The following is a 23,300-nucleotide window of genomic DNA, read 5'->3' on the forward strand; positions in this document are numbered from 1 at the left end:
CAAGGTTTTTCTTATACAAATAAACGGACAAAACTGTAAAGTAGCAAAACACTACCGAGTACGATGCGGTATTTACCAAAAAGGGTGAAGTCGTGTTTTTTCACATAGCTTGTCAAGAAACGAATAGCGATCATGCTGACTGCGAAAGCGACTCCCATCGCAACCAAGAGCAAGAACAACTGCCCAAAGCTCAAGAGCTGTCCTGCTTTCACAAATTTGAAAATTTTTAAGGCACTAGCGCCAAACATAACAGGAATTCCAAGATAGAAGGTAAATTCTGTCACAACTGAACGACTGGTTCCATTTAACAAACCACCGACAATCGTTGCCCCAGAACGGCTAGTTCCTGGTAAAAGGGCAAGAACTTGGAAAAGTCCGATATAGAAAGCTGTCGTATAAGGAAGCTTGTCCAATTCTGTTACACTTGGCTCGATAGCACGCGCTTTATTTCGTTTTTCCAAATAGATAAAGGCAATCCCATAGATAATCAACATAAGAGCAACAGAAACCATATTATGGAAGTGGGTATCAAACCAATCATCAAATTTAAAGACGGCAAGCAAAGGTAAAGTGGCAACCAAGACCTTCAACCACAGTCTCCAAGTCTTACGAACTTCCTGCTTGTCTTTACCCGGTTTAAAGGGATTGAGCTTGTTAAAGTAAATCACCATAACCGCTAAAATCGCACCAAGTTGAATTACGACATTAAACATAGACATAAAGGCTTCATTCTGATTTTGGTATTGGATAAATTCCTCTGCTAAAATCAAGTGACCTGTACTGGAAATGGGCAACCATTCCGTAATTCCTTCAACAATCCCGAAGAAGATAGATTTTAAAATTTCAATAAGATACATAGATTACTCCTTTTTTCTATCTTCCATTATAGCATATTTTTTCAGCCAGTGATAGCTCTCTTTAAAAGGCGCCGATACTGCCGCCACCTCCGCCTCCAGAGAAACCACCGCCAGAACTTCCACTTCCAGAAGACACGGAGTAGGTACTTGCTGTATTTGCGACACTAGCATAATGGCTCATTTGCGCGCTTGAATGATAAAACATACTGTGCCAGCCATAAGCTACATATAGATTGATATCTGGATTTTCCACTTGGATATGATGAACCTTCATCAAATGGCTGACCTTGTCCGCATAGCCAAATAAGGTCGCATAGACCAAGAGGCGATTCCAGACCACAATACTTTCCAATTCAGCCTGATCCAATCGTGCAATCTCACGCAACATATTTTCAAAACTGGTCCAGAGATAGTAGACTTCTGCTCCTGCTTCATTTAGGACACCATCACGATTATCTAATCGAAGCTTCCAATAATAGAAAACAGCCAAAACCAAACCTAGAAAACCAAGTATTGGCAAGAGGAGGTAAAGATAGCCATAAACATCCAAACTGTACAAGAACAAACCAAATCCGATAAATAGGGGCAAGATAGTCAAGGCACCCATACCCACTTGCAAGGCCTTTTCCCCACCAGTTAAAGGACGATAATAATCTGGGAGCCTCCAGAAGGAAACCCGATTTCTCACTCCTTCTTGCATCTCTTTCAATACTTCTTCAAAAGAAGATTTGAGCTGACGCCCCTTTGCTTGAATCCGTTTTTCATCAGAGACTTTTGCTTTACGATAAAGACTATCAGATACCTTGTAATCCGCAAACAAATTGGAAAGAGTTTCTTCTTTTTTGCCTGAAAAAGCCAGATTTAGACAGTCTTTCTCAAAGCTTGACAAACCATCTTCTTTTACTAGTCTCAAACCAACTGCATCCCCTTCTGAAATAATAGAAACATTCCCACGGTCTATCACATCTAGCAAGGTAGCTTGGACAAGTTGATCAAAAGTGAATTTACCAGCTCCTTTTGTTAGAGGACTCACTTCCTCCAAGGAGGTCGAGTAGACTGCTTCTGATAAAACCATAGGCTCTAATTCCATTGGTGGTTCATAGAGACGATGATTTTTGGCATATTTGACTGAAGGAGTGATCTTTCTTCTATAAACAAAATAGAAGCAGACACTCAATAACAAGGAGATAGAAAGTATCGAAGGAAAGACCCAAGTAACGAGTTGTTTACTTTGCTCTTTTTCTTTAACAATCGAGTCTTCTATCTTATTAAACTCTTCTAAACGATTCCCTTTCAATCCCTGATCCCTAGCATTAGCAAAATCGGTCCGAGGCCAATAGGCATGCAACTCAACTCCACGCTTAGGCGGAAGATTGTCTAAACGAATAGTATAATCAAGGCTACTCTTTTCAATCGTTCCCTCTCTAAAAAGTTTCCCTGTATGGAAAAAGAGTTTTTCAGCCCCCTTGTCTCCCCTTACATGAAATTCAAACTTCCCAATAGTCCCTGAACTATCTGTCAGAGGTTGCCAATTTAATTCAGCGATATCATCATAAAGAAAAAGCAAATTCTTTAAGTTCCAAACAAGGTCAACTTCAACTGTGTCACCTTCCTGACCTGGATTATAAACTTTAACAGTATAACCATCTGCTCCTTCTATCACTTCGCTAGTAACGTCTGCTAGTTCAGCACCATTTTTCGAGACCTGAACCTTTGGATGAGAGTCAATGTCAAACCCACTAGGCATCTTGCCAGCACGTCCAAGTCCCACGATTTGGCCTTTAAAGTCCTCCTCAAACTGGTAAACTATCTTTTGTCTAAATTCTGCCGTATTGTCTGCATGAATATACAAATCACCTTGATAAGAGTTTATCTTAAAATCAATGGCAAAAACAGAAAGTGGCAGAAGGCAAAACAAGCCTAACACTAGTAAGAAAAAAGTTTTTTTCATCAACTAAGCCCCCTTTTTATCTTTGCTATCATTATATCATTTTTTCTCAAGTAAGGGCTTACCTATATTGAAAAATAAAGTTTTTTTCGATAAAATAGGAGACAGTTATTTTTTAATAGATTAGAAATAGGAGAAATCATGAGAAAAATATACTTATCTATTTTCACAAGTCTCTTGCTGATGCTAGGACTTGTCAATGTTGCTCAAGCTGATGAATATTTACGCATCGGGATGGAAGCAGCATATGCTCCCTTTAACTGGACTCAGGATGATGATAGCAATGGAGCTGTCAAAATCGATGGAACCAACCAGTATGCCAATGGATACGATGTCCAAATTGCCAAGAAAATCGCTAAGGACTTAGGCAAAGAACCTTTGGTTGTTAAGACCAAGTGGGAAGGTCTAGTCCCTGCCCTTACTTCTGGTAAGATTGACATGATTATCGCAGGTATGAGTCCTACTGCTGAACGCAAACAAGAAATTGCCTTTTCAAGCAGCTACTACACTAGCGAACCAGTTCTACTAGTTAAAAAAGATTCTGCCTATGCAAATTCCAAATCTTTGGATGATTTTAATGGTGCGAAAATCACTTCTCAACAAGGGGTTTACCTTTATGACTTGATTGGTCAAATCTCAGGCGCTAAAAAAGAAACTGCCATGGGAGACTTCGCTCAAATGCGCCAAGCACTTGAGGCTGGTGTCATTGATGCCTATGTTTCTGAACGCCCAGAAGCTCTGACTGCTGAAGCCGCTAACTCTAAGTTCAAGATGGTCCAAGTAGAACCAGGCTTCAAAACTGGAGAAGAAGACACAGCTATTGCCATTGGACTTCGTAAAGATGACACTCGTATTAGCCAGATTAATGCCAGCATTGAAACCATTTCAAAAGATGAGCAAGTTGCCCTAATGGATCGTATGATCAAGGAGCAACCTGCCGAAGCCACAACAACTGAAGAGGCTAGCAGTAGTTTCTTTAGCCAGGTTGCTAAAATTCTTTCTGAAAACTGGCAACAACTCTTGCGTGGTGCTGGTATCACTCTTTTAATCTCTATCGTCGGAACCATCATTGGTCTCATTATCGGCCTTGCCATTGGTGTCTTCCGTACTGCCCCTCTCTCTGAAAACAAAGCCATTTATGGCCTACAAAAACTAGTCGGCTGGATCCTCAATGTCTATATCGAAATTTTCCGTGGTACCCCAATGATCGTTCAATCGATGGTTATCTACTACGGAACTGCTCAAGCTTTCGGTATTAACCTTGACCGCACACTGGCTGCTGTCTTCATCGTTTCAATCAACACCGGTGCCTACATGACTGAAATCGTCCGTGGTGGTATCCTGGCAGTTGACAAGGGACAATTTGAAGCCGCTACTGCTCTTGGTATGACTCATAACCAAACCATGCGTAAGATTGTCCTACCTCAAGTAGTCCGTAACATCCTACCAGCAACTGGTAATGAATTTGTCATCAATATCAAAGATACATCTGTATTGAACGTTATTTCTGTTGTCGAACTTTATTTCTCAGGAAATACCGTGGCAACACAGACCTATCAATACTTCCAGACATTTACAATCATCGCCGTGATTTACTTTGTCCTCACTTTCACCGTAACACGTATCCTACGCTTCATCGAACGCCGCATGGACATGGATACCTATACTACAGGTGCTAACCAAATGCAAACGGAGGATTTGAAATAATGACCCAAGCAATCCTTGAAATTAAACACCTCAAAAAATCCTATGGACAAAACGAAGTGCTAAAAGACATTTCTCTCACTGTCCACAAGGGAGAAGTTATCTCTATCATCGGAAGCTCTGGAAGCGGAAAATCAACCTTCCTACGCTCTATTAACCTACTTGAAACGCCAACTGATGGACAAATCCTTTATCATGGACAAAACGTCCTCGAAAAAGGTTATGACCTCACGCAATACCGTGAAAAGTTGGGGATGGTTTTCCAATCTTTTAACCTCTTTGAAAATCTTAACGTTCTCGAAAACACAATCGTCGCTCAGACAACTGTCCTTAAACGCGAACGTACAGAAGCTGAAAAAATTGCTAAAGAGAACTTGAAAAAAGTCGGTATGGGAGAACGCTACTGGCAAGCGAAACCAAAACAACTCTCAGGTGGTCAAAAACAACGTGTGGCCATCGCTCGTGCCCTTTCAATGAATCCTGACGCTATTCTCTTTGATGAACCAACATCAGCTCTCGATCCAGAAATGGTTGGAGAGGTCCTCAAAATCATGCAAGATCTGGCTCAGGAAGGCTTGACTATGATTGTCGTAACCCATGAAATGGAATTTGCCCGTGATGTCTCTCACCGTGTTATCTTCATGGATAAGGGTGTAATCGCTGAAGAAGGCAAACCAGAAGACCTCTTCACCAATCCTAAAGAAGACCGTACAAAAGAGTTCCTTCAACGCTATCTCAAATAGAAAGAAAAGGCTGCATCAACCGTGCAGTCTTTTTGTTGTCCTCATACTCTTCGAAAATCTCTTCAAACCACGTCAGCTTCGCCTTGCCGTAGGTATATGTTACTGACTCTGTCAGTCTTATTTACAACCTCAAAGCAGTGCTTTGAGCAGCCTACGGCTAGCTTCCTAGTTTGCTCTTTGATTTTCATTGAGTATCAAAATGAAAAGGCAGACCTTATTCAAGAATCCGCCATTATCCAAAGATTAATCTTCAAATTTTTCATGATTTTTTTCATAGAAATCAATTAAACCTAGAGCTGTTTCAAATGAAATATTTTTTACTTTTGCACGACCCTGCGCTAGAGCAATGATAGACATTTCACGCGCATTCGTTTCTTTAGAGATACGGTAGCCTGTGATTTTCTTATCACGAACCCAGCCAACAACTGATTCTACTTTTTCAAAGTTTGACTTAGCCATGTTCTTCTCCTATTTTCTTCTTTACGTTATATTATTCTATACGTTTTTATGTCTTTTGTCAATAAAAAAACATATATTCAATAAAATAAATGATCCAGAATCTTCTTACTTCCTTTTTAAAGCCGATAATATATAGGTTTTTGCTTACTATAACCCATTAGTATGCTCCTAAAAAACAATTGTATTATTAAACTTTAAACTTGTAAAAATATTCATGTATACTGAATACCAGTTTCTCAATAGGATAGACAGGATTTACTATTTCATTCTATATATTCCTTTTAAATCAACAAGTCCACTAAAGATAGTCTTTCACTCCACACTATCTCTAAACCATTCCGTTTTTCTTTCTCCTTCTTTGGTTCCTTTCCTGTCCTTATCTATATCTTATTCGTTTTACAACCGGTACTACTTACTTTGTCCAATCTTGCACCTTCTGATTACATACCCGCTTTCCAGCTAGTCATTTAAAAACAGTATCACTAGCTGTTTCATGTCTAGCACTATTGTTTATCTCACGAGTTTTTTCAGCCGACTTACCTAGCAACTATCTCACAAACATTGATTATTTTTTCTGATTCCTATTATATTTAGCGAAAGTTCAAATTAGGGATATATACAATTGGGGATTTCAAAAAATTTCCTTATATATAGTAAGTAATTCTGTCGCCTTAATATAAACAGAATCAAAAATAATAGGTGCTATAGTGAGTTGTAGTAGAAATAGCACGATAGATTTCCTAAGTCCATAGGAATCGCCCCCTTTCTTCACCCTCATTATAACACCTATACATCAGTTGTGCAAATAATATGATATTTTTTTATTAGTCCTCAGACAAGCATATTATAGAGCGTTTCATTACCATTTAAGTTAATATAAGCTGGATCAAAACCTTCCATTCGACGAATCAATCCTGCATAATCATGCTTATCTGCTAAAGCGATCCCAATTAATACTGGGCCTGTCCCCTTGCTAGCTCGTTTGATATACTCAAAACGTGTGATATCATCATTTGGCCCCAAGATATCATTTACAAACTCACGCAAAGCCCCCGGACGCTGTGGAAAATTAACCACAAAGTAATGCTTGATCCCATCATAAATCAAGGCACGTTCTTCCATTTCTGGCATACGGTTGATGTCATTATTTCCTCCAGAAATGATACAACAAATGGTTTTCCCCTTGATATATTCAGCTAAAACCTCTAGAGAGGCGATACTAGCTGCTCCAGCAGGTTCTGCGACAATCCCTTGCTTAGAGTAAAGGTCAATCAAGGTTTCAGAAATCAGTCCCTCATCGACACCTACCAAAGTTTGAACATGTTGGCGAGTTGCTTCATAGGTCAATTGACCTACCTTTTGTACAGCAATCCCATCCGCAAATTTGTCAATTTCTTTGAGTTTGACTGGACCACCAGCTTCAAAAGCAGCCTTCATAGAACGCGCTCCATTCGCCTCTACCCCAATGACTTCAATTTCTGGACTTGTTTCCTTGATATAGGTAGAAACCCCGGCAATGAGACCGCCACCACCAACAGGGACCAAGACAGCATCAAAATCAATCGATTCTTTTCGAGCTTCTTCTAAAATCTCATAAGCAACTGTCCCTTGACCAGCTTGAACATGAGCATCATCAAAGGGATCAATAAAGGTACGATTTTCAGAGACTGTAAATTCTTGAGCTGCTTTAGCTGAGGCATCAAAGGTATCTCCAACTAGTTTAATGGTTACGAAATCCCCACCAAAAAAGCGAACTTGACCAATCTTTTGTTGCGGAGTAGTAATGGGCATAAAAATAGTAGCAGGAATTTTCATTTCATTACAGGTATAGGCTACTCCCTGCGCATGATTTCCCGCAGAGGCACAGACTACCCCACGTTCACGCTCTTCCTTGCTGAGCTGAGAAATAGCATAATAGGCACCACGAATTTTAAAAGAACGAACACGTTGAGCATTTTCCTTTTTCAAATAAATCTTAGCACCATACTTCTCCGATAAATAATGGTCATAATCAAGCGGTGTATTAACGACCACACCATTCAAGACCTTATGAGCCTTGATTATATCTTTTGAACTTAACATCTTTTTCTCCTAGACTATTTCATACTATCACAATCCATCCTCTAAAAAGAGAGATGAATTGATTATAAAAGCGAGTTAGGTCCCCCCAACTCGCCTTCAACTTGATTTCTATCAATTAGTTATAGATTTTAAATGCATCATCGTCGTTTTTACCAACGAATGGCATTGCTTTACGCAATTCTGCACCAACTTTTTCAATTTCAAGGTTAGCTGCTTGTTCACGGTAAGCAGTCAATTTTGGACGTCCAGCTTTATAGTCATTTACAAAGTCATTTGCAAATTTACCATTTTGGATGTCTACCAAGACAGCTTTCATATTTTCTTTAACTTGCTCAGTAATTACACGTGGACCTGATACATAGTCACCGTACTCAGCAGTGTTTGAAATAGATTGACGCATTTTCTTGAATCCACCTTCGTAGATCAAGTCAACGATCAATTTCATTTCGTGAAGAACTTCAAAGTAAGCCAATTCTGGAGCGTAACCTGCTTCTGTCAAAACTTCAAAACCTGCTTCGATAAGGGCAGTCAAACCACCACAAAGTACAGCTTGTTCACCAAACAAATCTTCTTCAGTTTCTTCTTTATATGTTGTTTCAAGAAGACCTACACGAGCTGCTCCAACACCTTTACACCAGTCCATAGCAATGTTTTTAGCATTTCCTGTTGCATCTTGGTAAACTGCATAAAGAGCTGGAACACCAAATCCTTCTTCGTAAGTACGACGTACCAAGTGTCCTGGTCCTTTAGGAGCACACATGAAGACATCTACATCTGCAGGAACTTTGATAAATTCAAAGTGAATGTTGAAACCATGAGCAAATCCAACTGCGTTTCCAGCTTCCAAGTTTGGAGCGATTTCTGCTTCGTACAATTCTTGTTGGATTTCGTCTGGTGCCAAAATCATGATAACATCAGCCAATTTAGTAGCTTCTGCTACTGTGTAAGTGTCAAATCCATCTTCTTTTGCTTTGTCAAAAGATTTACCTGGACGTACACCGATGATAACATCACGACCTGAATCACGCAAGTTTTGAGCATGCGCATGTCCTTGTGAACCATAACCGATAACGGCGATTTTTTTACCGTCAAGTGCTGCTACTTTAACATCTTTTTCGTATTCCATTTGAACTGCCATAGTTTTTTCTCTCTTTTCTATTATTTATTGCCTTTTAGGCTGGTTTAACAAATTTAAGTTGGATTTTTAGTCGCGGGTAAATCCAGTTGCACCCGTACGAGCAATATTGCGAATACCGTATGGTCGAATAACTCGCAATAGAGCTTCACTCTTTTCAGCATTTCCTGTCATCTGAATGGTAATCGAGCTTGGTGCTACGTCTACCACCGTTGCACGGAAAGGTTGAATAATGGCTAGAATCTCAGCTCGCTTCTCAGCTGGCGCTGACATCTTAACCAAAATCACCTCGCGCTCCAAGTGCGGTTTATCCGTAATATCTCGAATGCGAATCACATCAATCTGACGATTGAGCTGCTTGATGATTTGCTCCACTTCATCATGTGAAGCTACATCAATAATAATGGTGATACGCGATACATTCGGATCTTCTGTTGCTCCAACAGAGATACTTTCGATATTGACCTGACGACGAGACAGGACACCGGTAAAGCGATTGAGGACTCCTGAACGATTTTGTAGTTTTGCTGTTAACATTCTACGCATGGAACTTCACCCCCAACATCTCATGATTACTCTTACCAGCTGGTACCATTGGTAGCACCTGTTCCTTACGAGAAATATCTACCTCAATTAGCATAGGAACATCCTCAGTGATGACTTCAAGGTCTTGAGCCAAGGTCTCAGGATTGTCAAACTTATAGTTTTTAATGCCATAAGCCTGTGCCATCAATTGGAAATCAGGAAGGGTATCAAAGACTGACTCTGATGTTCTACCTTCATAGAAGGATTCCTGCCACTGACGAACCATTCCAAGCGAATGATTGTTCAGCATAACCACCTTGATTGGCACCTTGTAAATGTTCAAAATAGCCAATTCCTGGTTGGTCATTTGGAAACCACCATCCCCAACGAACAAGACTACTTCCTTATCTGGGTTGGCAATTTTAGCACCGATTGCTGCTGGAATCCCAAATCCCATGGTTCCCAAACCACCTGAAGTCACTAATTGACGTTCATTTTGGTAAGGATAATACTGGGCTGTCCACATTTGGTGTTGACCAACGTCTGTTACCACAATGGCATCACCATTCGTCAATTCACCAATGCGTTCAATAACGGCTTGAGGTTGAACCACACGCTCTTTCTTGTCATAAGAACGAACACGGTTCTTGTCTTTAGTAACTTTCTCAATCCATTTCTCAGTATTGTTATGAACTGTTGGTTCCGCCAACAACATTTGCAAGGCTTTCTTAGCGTCTCCAACTACAGGAATATCTGCACTGATAATCTTGCCAATCTCAGCTGGGTCAATATCAATGTGGGCAACCTTGGCATTCTTAGCGAAGGTCTTAGGATTCCCTGTCAAGCGGTCATCGAAACGGCAACCAATACTAATCATAAAGTCAGCTTCCGTCATGGCAATATTAGCTGCGAAAGACCCGTGCATGCCTCCCATTCCAAGGAAGAGTGGATGAGTCGTTGCAATCGTACCTTGCCCCAAAAGACTGGTTACCACTGGAATTTGATAGCGTTCTGCAAATTCATTTAATTCCGCAGCAGCTTCAGCATAACTAATTCCACCACCAGCTAGCAAGACTGGTTTTTTAGCCTTGGATAATTGCTTCAAGATTTTCTTGATTTGCATATCATTTGGCTCAAGAGTCGGCTGATAGCTTGGTAGATTCACTTCTGGTGAATAAATGAAGTCTGTTTCTAAAGCAGATACGTCTTTAGGTAGGTCAATGACAACTGGGCCTGGACGGCCTGTAGTTGCGATATGGACAGCTTCCGTAATGATACGAGGGATATCAGCTGTCTCACGAACTTGGTAATTGTACTTAGTGATTGGCATGGTAATTCCCACGATGTCTGCCTCCTGAAAGGCATCTTTCCCAATCCCTGCTCGCGCCACCTGACCTGTAAAGACCAAAAGGGGAACGCTATCGCTCATGGCATCTGCAATCCCTGTAATGGCATTTGTTGCTCCTGGTCCGCTAGTGACGACGGCAACACCCAACTTTCCAGTTGATTTGGCATAACCTTCAGCTTCATGCAAACAACCTTGCTCATGGCGTCCTAGAATGTGGCGAATGCCTTTAAAATTATATATCGCATCATAAAAAGGCAAGACAGCACCACCAGGATAACCAAAGATGGTATCAATTCCTAAATCACGAAGTGTTTCCAAAACTAGGTCCGACCCCGTCTTAGGAGATTCTAAACTGATTTTCTCCATTGTTCCCCTTTCTCTTCTCTTAAAAATAACTTGTTACTATCATACCACTTTTTCAAAATTTTTCAAGACAAAAGAAGAAATTTTCTGAATTTTCTATTTTAACGTTTATTTATGAATGTTATTTTTGTTTTTATTAAAAAGATACCGATTTCATTTACTGAAAAGAAAAAAGAACTGATTTCTCAGTCCTTCATTAATCTTATTCCACACTAAATAGGTATGGGTAAACTGGTTGTTGTCCTTGGTGAATTTCGACTTCAACATCTTCGAATTCTTCTGCGATTTCTTGGGCAATTTCATTGGCAAGTTCTTCGCTTCCGTCTTCACCGACATAGAAGGTTACGATTTCACTATCTTCATCCAACATATGTTTCAAGGTTTCAGTTAAGGTTTGGTGCATATCAGGGTTTGACACGAGAATTTTCCCATCAACCATACCAAGATTATCGTTTTCATGGATTTCCAAGCCATCAATGGTTGTATCACGAACGGCTGTTGTGACGCTTCCACTAACGACATCGCTAAGAGCAGCAGTCATACGCTCTTGGTTTTCTTCGATGGACTTGCTTGGATCAAAGGCAAGAAGACTAGTTAAACCTTGTGGTAAAGTACGAGCCTCTACCACTACTGCTGGTTGCTCCAAAACTTCTGCTGCAGATTGAGCTGCCATGAAGATGTTTTTGTTATTTGGCAGGAAGATAATGTTACGAGCGTTGACCTGTTCAACAGCCTTGATAAAGTCTTCAGTTGAAGGGTTCATAGTTTGACCGCCTTCAATAACATAATCTACACCTTGAGAACGGAAGATATCTGCTAGACCTTTACCAGCAACGACAGCAATCAAAGCATATTCTTTTTCTTCAGCTGGTTTGCTAACTTGAGCAGCTTCTTTTTCAACCTGTGCTTCGTGTTGGTTACGCATATTGTCAACTTTTACCTTGACCAAGCTACCATATTTGAGACCTTCTTGCATAACAAGTCCTGGATCTTCTGTATGGACATGGACTTTGACAATTTCATCATCATTGACAACAAGGAGAGAATCTCCAAGCTCATTCAAGTAGTTACGGAATTCGTCGTAGTCAAAATCTTTGGCATAGGTTGGACCTTGCTTAAGAGCTACCATGATTTCAGTACAGTAACCAAAGGTGATGTCCTCAGTCGCTACATGACCAGCTACAGATTTATGATGTTCTGCATTGATCATTTCACTCATATTGGCTGGAGTCGCTACAAAGTCCTCAGATGCAATATATTCACCAGTAAGGGCTGAAAGGAAACCTTCATAGATGAAGACCAGTCCTTGACCACCTGAGTCCACAACGCCAACTTCTTTCAATACTGGAAGCATGTCTGGTGTTTTAGCCAGAGCCGTTTTAGCACCTTCCAAGGCTGCGCGCATGACTTCAACAGCGTCATCTGTTTGCTCAGCTTTTTTCTTAGCACCGATAGCAGCCCCACGAGAAACTGTCAAAATCGTTCCTTCAACTGGTTTCATCACTGCCTTATAGGCGACTTCTACACCTGATTGGAAGGCAAGGGCCAAGTCTTGACCTGTTAACTCGTCTTTATCCTTGATGGCTTGTGAAAATCCACGGAAAAGCTGAGACGTAATAACGCCTGAGTTTCCACGCGCACCCATCAAAAGACCTTTGGCAAGAATGCTCGCTACCTCGCCAACTGTAGAAGCTGGCTTGTCTGCAACTTCTTTAGCTCCATTTTCAATGGTCATTCCCATGTTTGTTCCAGTATCTCCATCTGGAACTGGAAAGACGTTTAATGAATTGACATATTCAGCTTGCTTATTCAAGCGAGTTGATGCAGCCTGCACCATTTCTTGAAATAAGCTAGTAGTAATTTTTGACACGGTTATTCTCCTACAACTTTGATATTTTGAATGTAGACATTTACAGTCTGAGCAGTAATTCCAAGCTGGTTTTCCAAGCTAAAACGAACACGCTCTTGAATGTTTTTCGACACTTCGCTAATCTTTGTTCCGTAGCTCAACACGGTATATACATCAACTGCAATACTGCCATCTTCGGCCGCCTTTACGACGACACCTTTAGAATAATTTTCCTTACCTAGAAGGGCTTGGAAATTATCTTTGAGGGCATTTTTACTAGCCATACCGACCACACCAAAAATTTCAGTTGCTGCTCCACCTACGACGGTTGCAATCACTTCATCTGTTAGTTCGATTTGACCATCTTTTGTATTAATTTTTACAGTCATCCTTTTTACCTCAACTAGTTGATACTCTATTTTATCATATTTCAGCCCAAGTGTAAAAGCAGAATACTGTATCAGCGGATATTTACTCTATTTTTCAAATGATTTTATATCTACAGTAAAAGAAAAAAGACCCTAAGGTCTCCTTACTTTTATTATTAAACACGTTCAACTTTACCTGATTTCAAAGCGCGAGCTGAAGCCCAAACTTTTTTAGGTTTACCATCGATAAGAACAGTAACTTTTTGAAGGTTTGGTTTTACGGCACGTTTTGTTTGGTTCATCGCGTGTGAACGGTTGTTTCCTGATACAGTCTTACGACCTGTAAAGTAACATACTTTAGCCATTGTGTTTTCCTCCTATTAGATCTAATATAGCGGATGTGCTAGCACCACATACCGTACTATGTTATCACACTTTCTTCATTTTTGCAAGGGAATTGGAAGATTTTTTTATTTAACGTAGACAATTCCCAATTTCCCAAAAGCCACATCTCCACGGATAATCAAGGTTTTGCTGGTTGGAGCTAGAGAAGTATCTGCCTTAGCTACACCACAGAAAGTTTCTACTTTTAAATCAACTCTCCAATGTTGGGGAACAAAGATAACTGCATTGCCAAAACCAACTTCTACTTTCAGGGTTGCAGTATCTCCTAAAATCTCTGCATTGTCGTAATATATCTTAGCATTGCCAAAACCAACTTCTACTTGGTCTTCTACCAATTCTTGGTTTTGCTTGTAGAAAGTCCCAGTCCCAAAAGCGACTTCCTTATCTGTAAGAATGGTCTTTTCACCATCATACCACCATTTTTTCCCATTCCAAGTTCTGTTAGAATGAGTAAGTGCGTTGACACCCAGTACGATTAAAATACTAGCCCAAAATAAAGACTGATTTGGGATAGGCAAAATGTTATAAAAATGATTTGCAATCATTAAGGCTACTAGAGCGGTAAAAACTGCTGATGTCAAGTGACGACGAAGCAAAGATTCAACTGACTGGTAGGCAAAAAAGACGATACCAAGTAAAGGCCATATTTTACCATCCAAAGAAGGAATGCCAAAATTTCCTTGCAACAAAATCCATGCTGCCAAAATAAGCAACACAATACCAAATGCTTTCTTTTTCATCTTGTTACCTCATGTTTCTTAGATTTTCTTTTAGGAGGGATTGGTAATGCCGTGAGACATGAACCTCCTTGTGGGTCTGATAAAAGGAAATGGTGCCCGTTCCTGAAAAGGACTTGTCCACCGAATAGACTTGCCGAATATTAGCGATCGTTGACTTGGATACCCGACTGAAATAGCGAGGAAGGATAGCCTCTAACTCATAGAGTTTAAGCCGAACTTCGTAGGCATCTTTCTGGGTATGGGCGTAAATCTTGTTTCCCTCTGTTTCAAAGAAGAGAATTTCCGATAAGTCCAGATAATATTCACCTGTTCCCTTGTAAAAAATCAACCGAGGAGACTTGGACTCTTGCAAGAGACGCTGCAAATCCGCAATCTCATCTGTCAAAGCCGCTGCCTTGATGACAATTTCAGTTTCCTCTAAATTGCTGTCAATTTCGATTCGTAACTTCATTCCATCTCCTTTCTGACTCTACTATATCAAAGCTAAAATAAGAAAACAAGAGCAAAAAAGCAAGTGGTTACTTTAGACTCGTAAGTGGTTGTTGGACCCCCTTAACTTACAGGTCAAAATAGAAAGAAAAGCACACCCCACACAAGAGCACAAATATAGCCAACCACTACATCCTTGGGAAAATGCACTCCACCCAAGACTCTCACTAGACCAAGAAAGGCTGATAATGTCAAACAAATCATCCCCATAGTTAGACTAGCATGCAAGCAAGCCATGGAGATAATGGTTGCTGAAAAGACATGACGACTGGGCGTTGACTGACCAGGACTATCTCTGTCAAGCAAAGGTTTAATATCCCATTCCTCATAAGGTCTAGGGGCATTGATTTTCTTACGAAGAAAGGACAAAATCACAAAACCTGACGCTGGAATAAACAAATAGATTCCGACCTGTTTCCCAAGTCCTTGTTGGAGATAGGTAGTTGCTAACAAGATTAGATAAATCATAGGCATAACCACCGTCATGAACCGATTGAAAGTTCTTAACAAGCTTAGAAGAAAGGGCTTGTTTTCAATGTTACCAGCAATGTGGTCATACCATTCTTGATAATTTTTCATATATTTTCTCATCACTTACTCAAATTTTGCTTATAGGGAAGCACTCGTCTTCTAGTATAGTGCAGAAAAAGAAGGCCGTCAAGCCTTCTTTCGATTTATTCTTCTGCTTCGTCTTCTGTAAATTGACTGTTGTAGAGGTCAGCGTAGAAACCAGCTTGCGCCATTAGCTCATCATGATTGCCTTGCTCGATGATATTGCCATCTTTCATGACAAGAATCAGATCCGCATTACGAATGGTTGACAAGCGGTGGGCGATGACAAAGGAAGTTCTGCCCTCCATCAAACGATCCATAGCTTTCTGAATCAATTCCTCTGTACGGGTATCAACAGAAGAAGTCGCTTCATCTAGAATTAGGAGTGGCGCATCTTTCAGCAAAGCACGAGCAATGGTCAAGAGTTGTTTTTGCCCGACAGACAAGGTCACTGTATCATCCAAGACGGTATCATAACCATCTGGTAGGGTCATGATAAAGTGGTGAATCCCCACAGCCTTGCTGGCTTCAATCACATGCTCATCACTAATACCTGTTTGGTTATAGATGAGATTGTCGCGAATGGTTCCTTCAAAGAGCCAAGTGTCCTGCAAGACCATTGAAAAGGCATCGTGTACTTCCGAACGCTTCATCTCCTTGGTATCCACGCCATCGATGCGGATACTTCCCTTATCAATCTCATAAAACTTCATCAAAAGATTGACAATGGTTGTCTTACCAGCTCCGGTCGGGCCGACAATGGCAACCTTTTGACCTGCATGAGCAATCGCAGAAAAGTCATGGATGATAGTTCGCTCTGGTGTGTAACCAAAGGAAACTCGATCAAAGACCACTTGACCTTTCATATCGATCAGTTGTCTTTCTTTATGGGATTCGTCTTCCATTTCCTCTTCAGCTAGGGATTCGAAGACACGTCCCATGGCTGCACTAGCCTGCTGAAGACTAGTAATCCCTTGGGCAATTTGTGAAAGAGGCTGAGAAAAGATACGAACGTAGGCCATAAAGGCAACGATAATCCCGATACTGATGTGCCCATTTAAGGCCAAGGCTGCACCAACGATTATCACCAAGGCATAGCTAAAGTTCCCAATAAACATCATAATCGGCATCATAATTCCTGAAATAAACTGAGACTTCCAGATACTGTCATACAGACGATGATTTAATGTTGCAAATTCTTCTTTCGTGCTCTCGATAGCATTGTAACTGGTCACCACATTATGGCCAGAGTACATTTCCTCCACATAGCCATTGACAGCTGCCAAATCTTGTTGCTGACTCTTAAAAAATCCCTGTGATTTGCCCATAAAGACGGACACGAAAACAAAACCAATAAGGGTTGAAACAACCGTCACCAAGGCTAAAATCCAGTTCATTCCAAACATGGTTACCAAGACTGCCAAGACCAGTAAAGTGGATGAAAGAACTGTTCCCAGACTTTGATTGAGGGACTGGGCTGCAGTGTCAACGTCATTGGTCACACGAGACAAGGTATCTCCTTGAGAATGTCCATCAAAATATCCCAATGGAAGGCGATTAATTTTCTCTGCAATCGCTCTTCTCAAACGCTCTGAAAATCGTTGAATGGCTGTTGTAAACAGAAAGGCCTGCAAATAATTTGATAGAAGTCCGATCACATAAATCACGGCCAAAAAACCACCAATAGCTGCAACCGCCGCGACATTCACACTTGTTTCCAGACCACTGGCAATAATATTAGTCATTTCCTTGATGCGGGTTGGACCATATACAGTAATGATATTGGATACGATTGTTGCTAGAAAGGCTATCAGAAGGGTAAACTGGAGGCCTGCAAGATAGGGTTTAGTCTGTTTCCAGAGAGACATTTTCTTATTTTCCATGTTCCAATTCCTCCTTCGATAGTTGTGAATAGGCAATTTCTTGGTAAACTTCGTTATTAGCTAGAAGTTCCTTGTGGGTGCCTTGCCCCACGACTTTACCTTGATCCAAGACCAAAATCAAATCTGCATCCATAATCGTTGAAATACGCTGTGCAACGATAAGCTTGGTCATAGACTTGGTTTTCTCTGCTAGCTCTTGGCGAAGAACTCGATCTGTCTTGTAGTCCAAGGCTGAGAAGGAGTCATCAAAGATGAGGATTTCTGGCTTCCGAGCTAAGGCACGCGCAATTGCTAGACGCTGTCTTTGACCACCTGAGAAGTTAGTTCCTCCTTGGGCCACTTCTGACGCTAAGCCCGCTTCCTTGTCTTCGATAAAGCTCTTAGACTGGGCCAATTCCAATGCTTGCCACATAGCTTGCTCACTAAGTGGTGTTTCTTGACTCTGTCCAAAATCCAAATTGCCCTTGACATCACCTGAAAAGAGAACCGCTTTCTGAGGAATATAACCAACCTTGTTGCGCAAATCTTCTAGAGCATAGTTTTGAACATTGACACCGTCCACCAGAATTTCTCCGTCTGACACATCGTAGAAACGTGGAATCAGATTAACTAGAGTTGATTTACCAGAACCTGTTGACCCAATAAAGGCCACTGTTTGACCAGCTTCTGCTCTAAAACTAACATTCTCAATAACCGCCTCCGAATTTGCCGCATATCGGAAGGTCACATCCTTAAATTCGACCTGACCTTTGAGGTTTTCATCAGCCAGCTGCACTTGAGCAGGGTTTTGGATAGAAGAATGCAAATCTAAAACTTGATTAATCCGCTTAGCAGAGACCATAGTTCGGGGAAGAACGATGAAGAGTGCTCCCATGAGAAGGAATCCCATGACAACCTGCATAGCATAAGACATGAAAACAATCATGTCACTAAAGAGAGGCAGACGCGCTATCGGAGCAGCGTCGTTAATCACATAGGCCCCAATCCAGTAAATCGCCACACTCAAACCACTTGAAATCCCCATCATGATAGGGTTCAAAATAGCCATAAGACGGTTGACAAATAAATTCAAGCGTGTCAATTCATCATTTGCAGCTGCAAATTTCTCATCTTGGTACTTTTCAGCATTGTAGGCACGAACAACGCGAATACCTGTTAAACTTTCACGAGTGATACTGTTCAGTTTATCAGTCAAACTTTGAATCAAGGACTGTTTTGGAAAGGCTAGCGTCATCAAAACTGTTGTCATCAAAACATTGACAATCACTGCCACAAGTACAGCCCAGAGCCAGTATTCCGAATGGCCTAAAATCTTCCCAATAGCCCATATAGCCATAATCGGACCACGCGTCACCACTTGTAATCCCATGGTAATCAACATCTGAACTTGGGTAATATCATTAGTGGTACGAGTTAGGAGGCTAGGAATAGAGAATTTCTTAATCTCTGTCTGCGAGTAATCCAAAACTCGGTTAAAAATATCACTTCTCAGCCTACTAGTATAGGAAGCGGCCACTCTGGATGCAAAAAATCCAACTGCAACTGCGGACAAGAAGGCAAAAAAGGACATTCCGACCATCATACCTGCTGGTTGCCATAACTCATCCAAGTTGGTTCCTTGACTTCCCAGCAAATCCGTAATTTTCGAGATATAGGTCGGAACTTCCAACTCTAGATAAACCGAAAAGCAGGTAAAGAGAATGGCTAGTAAAATCATCCCCCATTCTTTTCCACTAATTCGTTTGGCTAATTTCTTCATTCTCTCCTCCTATTCCCTTGATATTTTCCTGTAGTTGACCGAGAACTTTCTCAAAAATCAGTAATTCATCTTCATCAATATCTGCCATCAACTGGTTGTCAATGCGTTCAAAGAAGGCTTTAACCTGCTTCATTTGAGAACGCGATTTGTCCGTCAGACGAACAAACTTGGCCCTCTTATCGACAGGACTCGCCTCCAATTCCACCAAATCATTTTGCACCATACGCTTGACCAAGTTACTCGCCACAGACTTGGTAATATTGAGTTCCTGCTCGATATCTTTAATCAAGACCAAGTTTTGGTTTTCCTCACGGCTATCCAAAAAACGTACAACCTGACCTTGCGGTCCACCCATAAATTCAATGCCACAACGCTTGGCTTCCTTTTGCACCATCAGATGAATCTGATGACCAAAACGCTTAAAGACCAACATCGGTTTATCCATACTAATTCCTTTCTAACTATCACATTTAGTTCTCCTAGGAACTAATTAAGTTTTCATGAGAACTATTTTACCACTTTGAAAAGAGATGTCAAGGAAAAAGTTTCCTAGAGAACTATTTTCTTGATTCAAAAAATCCCAAGTGAGTTCCTCACTTAGGATCATGTTTTCTAGGTTAAATTAGAACCCATCTACGTTCGTATAAATCTTTTGAACGTCTTCGTCGTCTTCAAGAACGCTGTAAAGTTTTTCAAAGGTTTCAAGGTCATCACCTGACAATTCCACTTCTGACTGAGGAATCATTTCCAATTCTGTCACTTGGAATTCTTCGACACCTGACTCACGAAGGGCAACGATAGCCTTGTGGAGGTCAGTTGGTGCTGTGTAAACAGTGATTGTTCCTTCTTCTGCTTCTACATCGTCCACATCCACATCTGCTTCTAGCAATTGCTCAAAGACCGCATCAGCATCTTCACCTGCAAATACGATAACTCCCTTGTTGTCAAAGAGGTAAGATACTGAACCTGAAGCACCCATGTTTCCGCCGTTTTTACCAAAGGCTGCACGGACATTGGCTGCGGTACGGTTAACGTTAGAAGTCAAAGTATCAACAATCAACATAGAACCGTTTGGTCCAAATCCTTCGTAACGTCCTTCTGTAAAGGTTTCGTCTGTGTTTCCTTTTGCTTTATCAATCGCTTTATCGATAACGTGTTTTGGCACTTGGGCTTGTTTGGCACGGTCGATAACGAATTTCAAAGCAGTGTTTGATTCTGGGTCTGGATCACCTTTCTTAGCTGCTACATAGATTTCTACACCAAATTTTGCATATACTTTAGAGTTAGCTCCATCTTTAGCCGTTTTCTTGGCTACGATATTGGCCCATTTACGTCCCATTAGGAATCTCCTTTTTTCACATTTTAATCTTTCTTATTATAACACAAGTTTTTTCGATTTTCACTAGAGGAAATAGATTTTATTCAGCAAATCAAGCTATGATGACACTTTTGTTGCCAAGATGGCCTTACCTTCTTTTATCAAAGGATGACGGAACAGTGAGAAGTAGAGTTGGATGGTCATGGCAACCCAGATAAGGGGTTCGCAAAGGATAACTCCCTTATAGCCCGCCCAAGGAATAATCAAGACCACAAAAGCGATTTTTCCGATTAGTTCAATAAAGCTAGAAATCAGCGGAAGGATTTTTTGCCCCAAGCCTTGTAAACAATTGCGATAAATCAACAAGAGGCTCAAAATAGGATAAAAGGCTGAGCTGATTTGCAGATAGAGACTACCATTTTCTACCAAGCAACCATCCGTTGAACTGGCCAAGAAGGAAACTAAGGCAGGACTGGCAAAAAAGAGGAAGACACAAACAAAAACTGCCCAGGACATACTTAGACGACTGCCGATTCGAAGACCTTGAACAATGCGGTCTGGTCGCTTGGCACCAAGATTCTGCGAAGCAAAAGTCGTCATCGACGCAGAAATAGCGGTCATTGGAAGAAGAGCGAAGGCCATAATGCGTCGAGCCGCTGTCTGGGCACTAATAATTACGGCACCAAAAGTATTGACAGAAGACTGTAAAATCACGCTACCGATAGATACAATTGAACTCATCAAGCCCATAGCCAAACCTTGCTCCAAGAGATCAGCGTACAAGGCCTTGTCCCATTTAAAATGTTTCAGTTGAGGCAAAAGTTCTGGCACACTCTTACGAATATAATAAAAGCAGAGAACCGCTGATAAGCCTTGCGAAATAATGGTAGCAAGTCCCGCGGATTGAACTCCCAGATGCAATTGCGTAATGAAATAGAGATCCAGAACCACATTAACCAAGGCAGAAAAAATCAAAAATCCAAGGGCAGCTAAACTGTCCCCAATAGACCGCAACAAGCCTGCAAAAAGATTATAAGCAAAGCTGACACCAACGCAGGTCACAATCATAGAAATATATTGATAGGACTGGGGAAGAATTTCTGCAGGGGTATCTAGGTATTGCAAGAGTGGATACAATCCAAGAAAGCCCAGCAACATAACTACAATACTCAAAAGTGCACCTAAAATCCAGGTGGCTGCTACTGCTTCCTTGATTTTAGTGAAATTCCGAGCTCCATAATAACGGGCAATGACAATTCCCATGCCATTACCAACACCAAGAGTAAAACCTACAATCAGGTCAAAAATTGCTGTCGTCGCTCCTACTGCAGCCAAGGATTCTTGACCAAGAAATCGTCCAACAATCAAGACATCAGCAGTATTATAGAGCTGTTGAAAAATATTTGATAACAAGATTGGGAAGGCGAAGCTTAAGAGCGAGGGAAGAATCGGACCATGTATCAGGTCCACTGTTCGTTTTTTATTCATAAGGCTATTATATCAGCTTTCTAGAGGAGCGACAAGAAACAGCAAACTATGCCAGAACTAGGCAATGAAAAAGCAGTGAATTTCTCCACTACTTTAACAACTTATTCTTCAATTTCGATTTCAAGTTCGTCGCCTAGGTCAAGTGTCACTTCTTCATTCACAGAAGCCGCTTGAACTGCGTCATCTTTTTTAGTTTCAATACCTTCTACAGAAGCTTCTTCTCCATCAATCAAACCAAATTGAACACGGACTTGATGGTCGATTTCATCAAAGACTTCTGGGTGATCTGCCAAGTATTTCTTAGCATTTTCAGAACCTTGACCGATTTTCTCATCCTTGTAAGAGTACCAAGCTCCTGCTTTTTTGATGATATCCAAATCGCTTGCGATCTTCAAGAGTTCACCGGTCTTAGAAATCCCTTCTCCGTACATGATTTCAACGAAGGCTTCCTTAAATGGTGGAGCCACCTTGTTTTTCACGACCTTGATCTTGGTTTCCTTACCAACATTGGTATCTTTTTGGTCACCAGTTCCCTTGATTTGTGTACTTCCACGAACATCCAAACGGACTGATGCGTAGAATTTCAGAGCACGTCCACCAGGAGTTGTTTCTGGATTTCCAAACATGACCCCAACTTTTTCACGCAATTGGTTGATAAAGATGGCAATTGTTTTGGTTTTATTGATAGAAGCACCAAGTTTACGCATAGCCTGGCTCATCATACGAGCCTGCAAACCAACGTGGCTATCTCCGATATCTCCATCAATTTCTGCACGAGGAACAAGGGCAGCAACTGAGTCGACCACGACAAGATCTACAGCACCTGAGTCAATCAATTTTCCTGCAATCTCAAGACCTTGCTCTCCTGAGTCTGGTTGTGACAAGAGTAATTCGTCAATGTTGACACCAAGGGCCGCAGCATAAGCTGGATCGAGGGCATGTTCCGCATCAATAAAGGCTGCAATCCCACCTTCTTTTTGCGCTTGCGCAACTGCATGAAGAGCAACCGTTGTCTTACCAGATGACTCTGGCCCATAAATTTCGATGATACGCCCCTTAGGATATCCACCTGAACCAAGAGCAATGTCAAGAGCCAAGGAACCTGAGCTCATCACTTGCACCTTTTGCTCTGCACGTTCACCCAAACGCATGATTGAACCCTTACCAAAGTCTTTCTCAATCAATTTAAGAGCGTCATTCAAGGCTTTTTCACGTTCAGCCCCGAATTTTTTTGAAATTTCTTCTAATTTTTTTGGTTTTTTTGCCATTCTATTCTCCTACATTC

21 protein-coding genes are annotated in these 23,300 nt (G+C 41.1%); 2 read left to right on the top strand and 19 right to left on the bottom strand.

Features of this window, described 5'->3' with window-relative positions:
• Positions 1 to 11: 11 nt before the first annotated feature.
• Together N8M20_RS00485 and N8M20_RS00490 are read right to left on the bottom strand one after the other, a co-directional pair.
• A complete protein-coding gene (locus N8M20_RS00485; RefSeq protein WP_247942156.1) occupies positions 12 to 857 on the bottom strand; it encodes an undecaprenyl-diphosphate phosphatase in 846 nt (281 codons plus the stop codon).
• Between the two features lie 61 nt (positions 858 to 918).
• Positions 919 to 2,808 carry a DUF2207 family protein gene (locus N8M20_RS00490; RefSeq protein WP_261078648.1) on the bottom strand — a complete coding sequence of 630 codons (1,890 nt, stop codon included), beginning with the start codon at positions 2,806 to 2,808 and terminating at the stop codon, positions 919 to 921.
• A gap of 138 nt (positions 2,809 to 2,946) precedes the next feature.
• Between N8M20_RS00490 and N8M20_RS00495 the strand changes: the two genes are divergently transcribed.
• Together N8M20_RS00495 and N8M20_RS00500 are read left to right on the top strand one after the other, a co-directional pair.
• The gene (locus N8M20_RS00495; protein ID WP_261078649.1) at positions 2,947 to 4,512 is read left to right on the top strand and encodes an ABC transporter substrate-binding protein/permease; all 1,566 of its coding nucleotides are present in this window, start codon (positions 2,947 to 2,949) and stop codon (positions 4,510 to 4,512) included.
• Positions 4,512 to 5,252 (top strand): amino acid ABC transporter ATP-binding protein, encoded by a 741-nt coding sequence (locus N8M20_RS00500; RefSeq protein ID WP_261078650.1) that lies wholly within the window; start codon positions 4,512 to 4,514, stop codon positions 5,250 to 5,252. The genes N8M20_RS00495 and N8M20_RS00500 overlap by 1 nt, the downstream gene beginning before the upstream one ends.
• Before the next feature lie 243 nt (positions 5,253 to 5,495).
• Here N8M20_RS00500 and N8M20_RS00505 read toward each other — a convergent pair whose 3' ends face one another.
• The 17 genes from N8M20_RS00505 to recA form a co-directional block, all read right to left on the bottom strand.
• A complete protein-coding gene (locus N8M20_RS00505) occupies positions 5,496 to 5,711 on the bottom strand; it encodes a capsule biosynthesis transcriptional regulator (protein ID WP_001130036.1) in 216 nt (71 codons plus the stop codon).
• Between the two features lie 831 nt (positions 5,712 to 6,542).
• On the bottom strand, positions 6,543 to 7,793 hold the full coding sequence (gene ilvA, locus N8M20_RS00510) for a threonine ammonia-lyase IlvA (RefSeq protein ID WP_000952975.1): 1,251 nt from the start codon (positions 7,791 to 7,793) through the stop codon (positions 6,543 to 6,545).
• A 115-nt stretch (positions 7,794 to 7,908) separates the two neighbouring features.
• Positions 7,909 to 8,931, bottom strand: coding sequence for a ketol-acid reductoisomerase (gene ilvC / locus N8M20_RS00515; protein ID WP_195216104.1), 1,023 nt, complete (start codon positions 8,929 to 8,931; stop codon positions 7,909 to 7,911).
• 66 nt (positions 8,932 to 8,997) lie between these two features.
• The gene (gene ilvN, locus N8M20_RS00520) at positions 8,998 to 9,474 is read right to left on the bottom strand and encodes an acetolactate synthase small subunit (RefSeq protein WP_001253803.1); all 477 of its coding nucleotides are present in this window, start codon (positions 9,472 to 9,474) and stop codon (positions 8,998 to 9,000) included.
• Positions 9,467 to 11,167: an acetolactate synthase large subunit gene (locus tag N8M20_RS00525; RefSeq protein WP_049539216.1), complete on the bottom strand. Its 1,701-nt coding sequence runs from the start codon at positions 11,165 to 11,167 to the stop codon at positions 9,467 to 9,469. Before N8M20_RS00525 ends, ilvN begins: the two co-directional genes overlap by 8 nt.
• Before the next feature lie 199 nt (positions 11,168 to 11,366).
• Positions 11,367 to 13,034, bottom strand: coding sequence for a DAK2 domain-containing protein (locus N8M20_RS00530; protein WP_000036655.1), 1,668 nt, complete (start codon positions 13,032 to 13,034; stop codon positions 11,367 to 11,369).
• 2 nt (positions 13,035 to 13,036) lie between these two features.
• On the bottom strand, positions 13,037 to 13,402 hold the full coding sequence (locus tag N8M20_RS00535) for an Asp23/Gls24 family envelope stress response protein (protein WP_000216437.1): 366 nt from the start codon (positions 13,400 to 13,402) through the stop codon (positions 13,037 to 13,039).
• A gap of 155 nt (positions 13,403 to 13,557) precedes the next feature.
• Complete coding sequence (rpmB, locus tag N8M20_RS00540) at positions 13,558 to 13,746, bottom strand: 50S ribosomal protein L28 (protein ID WP_001140948.1); 189 nt, start codon at positions 13,744 to 13,746, stop codon at positions 13,558 to 13,560.
• A gap of 105 nt (positions 13,747 to 13,851) precedes the next feature.
• Positions 13,852 to 14,526: a LiaF transmembrane domain-containing protein gene (locus N8M20_RS00545; protein WP_261078654.1), complete on the bottom strand. Its 675-nt coding sequence runs from the start codon at positions 14,524 to 14,526 to the stop codon at positions 13,852 to 13,854.
• Positions 14,527 to 14,530: 4 nt separating this feature from the next.
• A complete protein-coding gene (locus N8M20_RS00550; RefSeq protein ID WP_000776604.1) occupies positions 14,531 to 14,977 on the bottom strand; it encodes a LytTR family DNA-binding domain-containing protein in 447 nt (148 codons plus the stop codon).
• Between the two features lie 113 nt (positions 14,978 to 15,090).
• The gene (locus tag N8M20_RS00555; protein WP_261078656.1) at positions 15,091 to 15,594 is read right to left on the bottom strand and encodes a phosphatase PAP2 family protein; all 504 of its coding nucleotides are present in this window, start codon (positions 15,592 to 15,594) and stop codon (positions 15,091 to 15,093) included.
• A gap of 95 nt (positions 15,595 to 15,689) precedes the next feature.
• The gene (locus N8M20_RS00560) at positions 15,690 to 17,450 is read right to left on the bottom strand and encodes an ABC transporter ATP-binding protein (RefSeq protein ID WP_261078659.1); all 1,761 of its coding nucleotides are present in this window, start codon (positions 17,448 to 17,450) and stop codon (positions 15,690 to 15,692) included.
• Positions 17,440 to 19,209: an ABC transporter ATP-binding protein gene (locus tag N8M20_RS00565; protein WP_261078661.1), complete on the bottom strand. Its 1,770-nt coding sequence runs from the start codon at positions 19,207 to 19,209 to the stop codon at positions 17,440 to 17,442. Before N8M20_RS00565 ends, N8M20_RS00560 begins: the two co-directional genes overlap by 11 nt.
• Complete coding sequence (locus N8M20_RS00570) at positions 19,184 to 19,654, bottom strand: MarR family winged helix-turn-helix transcriptional regulator (protein ID WP_261078663.1); 471 nt, start codon at positions 19,652 to 19,654, stop codon at positions 19,184 to 19,186. The genes N8M20_RS00565 and N8M20_RS00570 overlap by 26 nt, the downstream gene beginning before the upstream one ends.
• 177 nt (positions 19,655 to 19,831) lie before the next feature.
• Positions 19,832 to 20,548 (bottom strand): YebC/PmpR family DNA-binding transcriptional regulator, encoded by a 717-nt coding sequence (locus tag N8M20_RS00575; RefSeq protein ID WP_049524687.1) that lies wholly within the window; start codon positions 20,546 to 20,548, stop codon positions 19,832 to 19,834.
• Between the two features lie 96 nt (positions 20,549 to 20,644).
• Entirely contained in the window at positions 20,645 to 22,015 is a 1,371-nt protein-coding gene (locus N8M20_RS00580; RefSeq protein ID WP_261078665.1) for an MATE family efflux transporter, read from the bottom strand.
• A gap of 101 nt (positions 22,016 to 22,116) precedes the next feature.
• On the bottom strand, positions 22,117 to 23,283 hold the full coding sequence (recA, locus tag N8M20_RS00585; protein WP_261078669.1) for a recombinase RecA: 1,167 nt from the start codon (positions 23,281 to 23,283) through the stop codon (positions 22,117 to 22,119).
• Between the last annotated feature and the right edge of the window lie 17 nt (positions 23,284 to 23,300).

It is taken from the genome of Streptococcus mitis, from assembly GCF_946190275.1.
Classification (GTDB): Bacteria; Bacillota; Bacilli; order Lactobacillales; family Streptococcaceae; genus Streptococcus; species Streptococcus mitis_DC.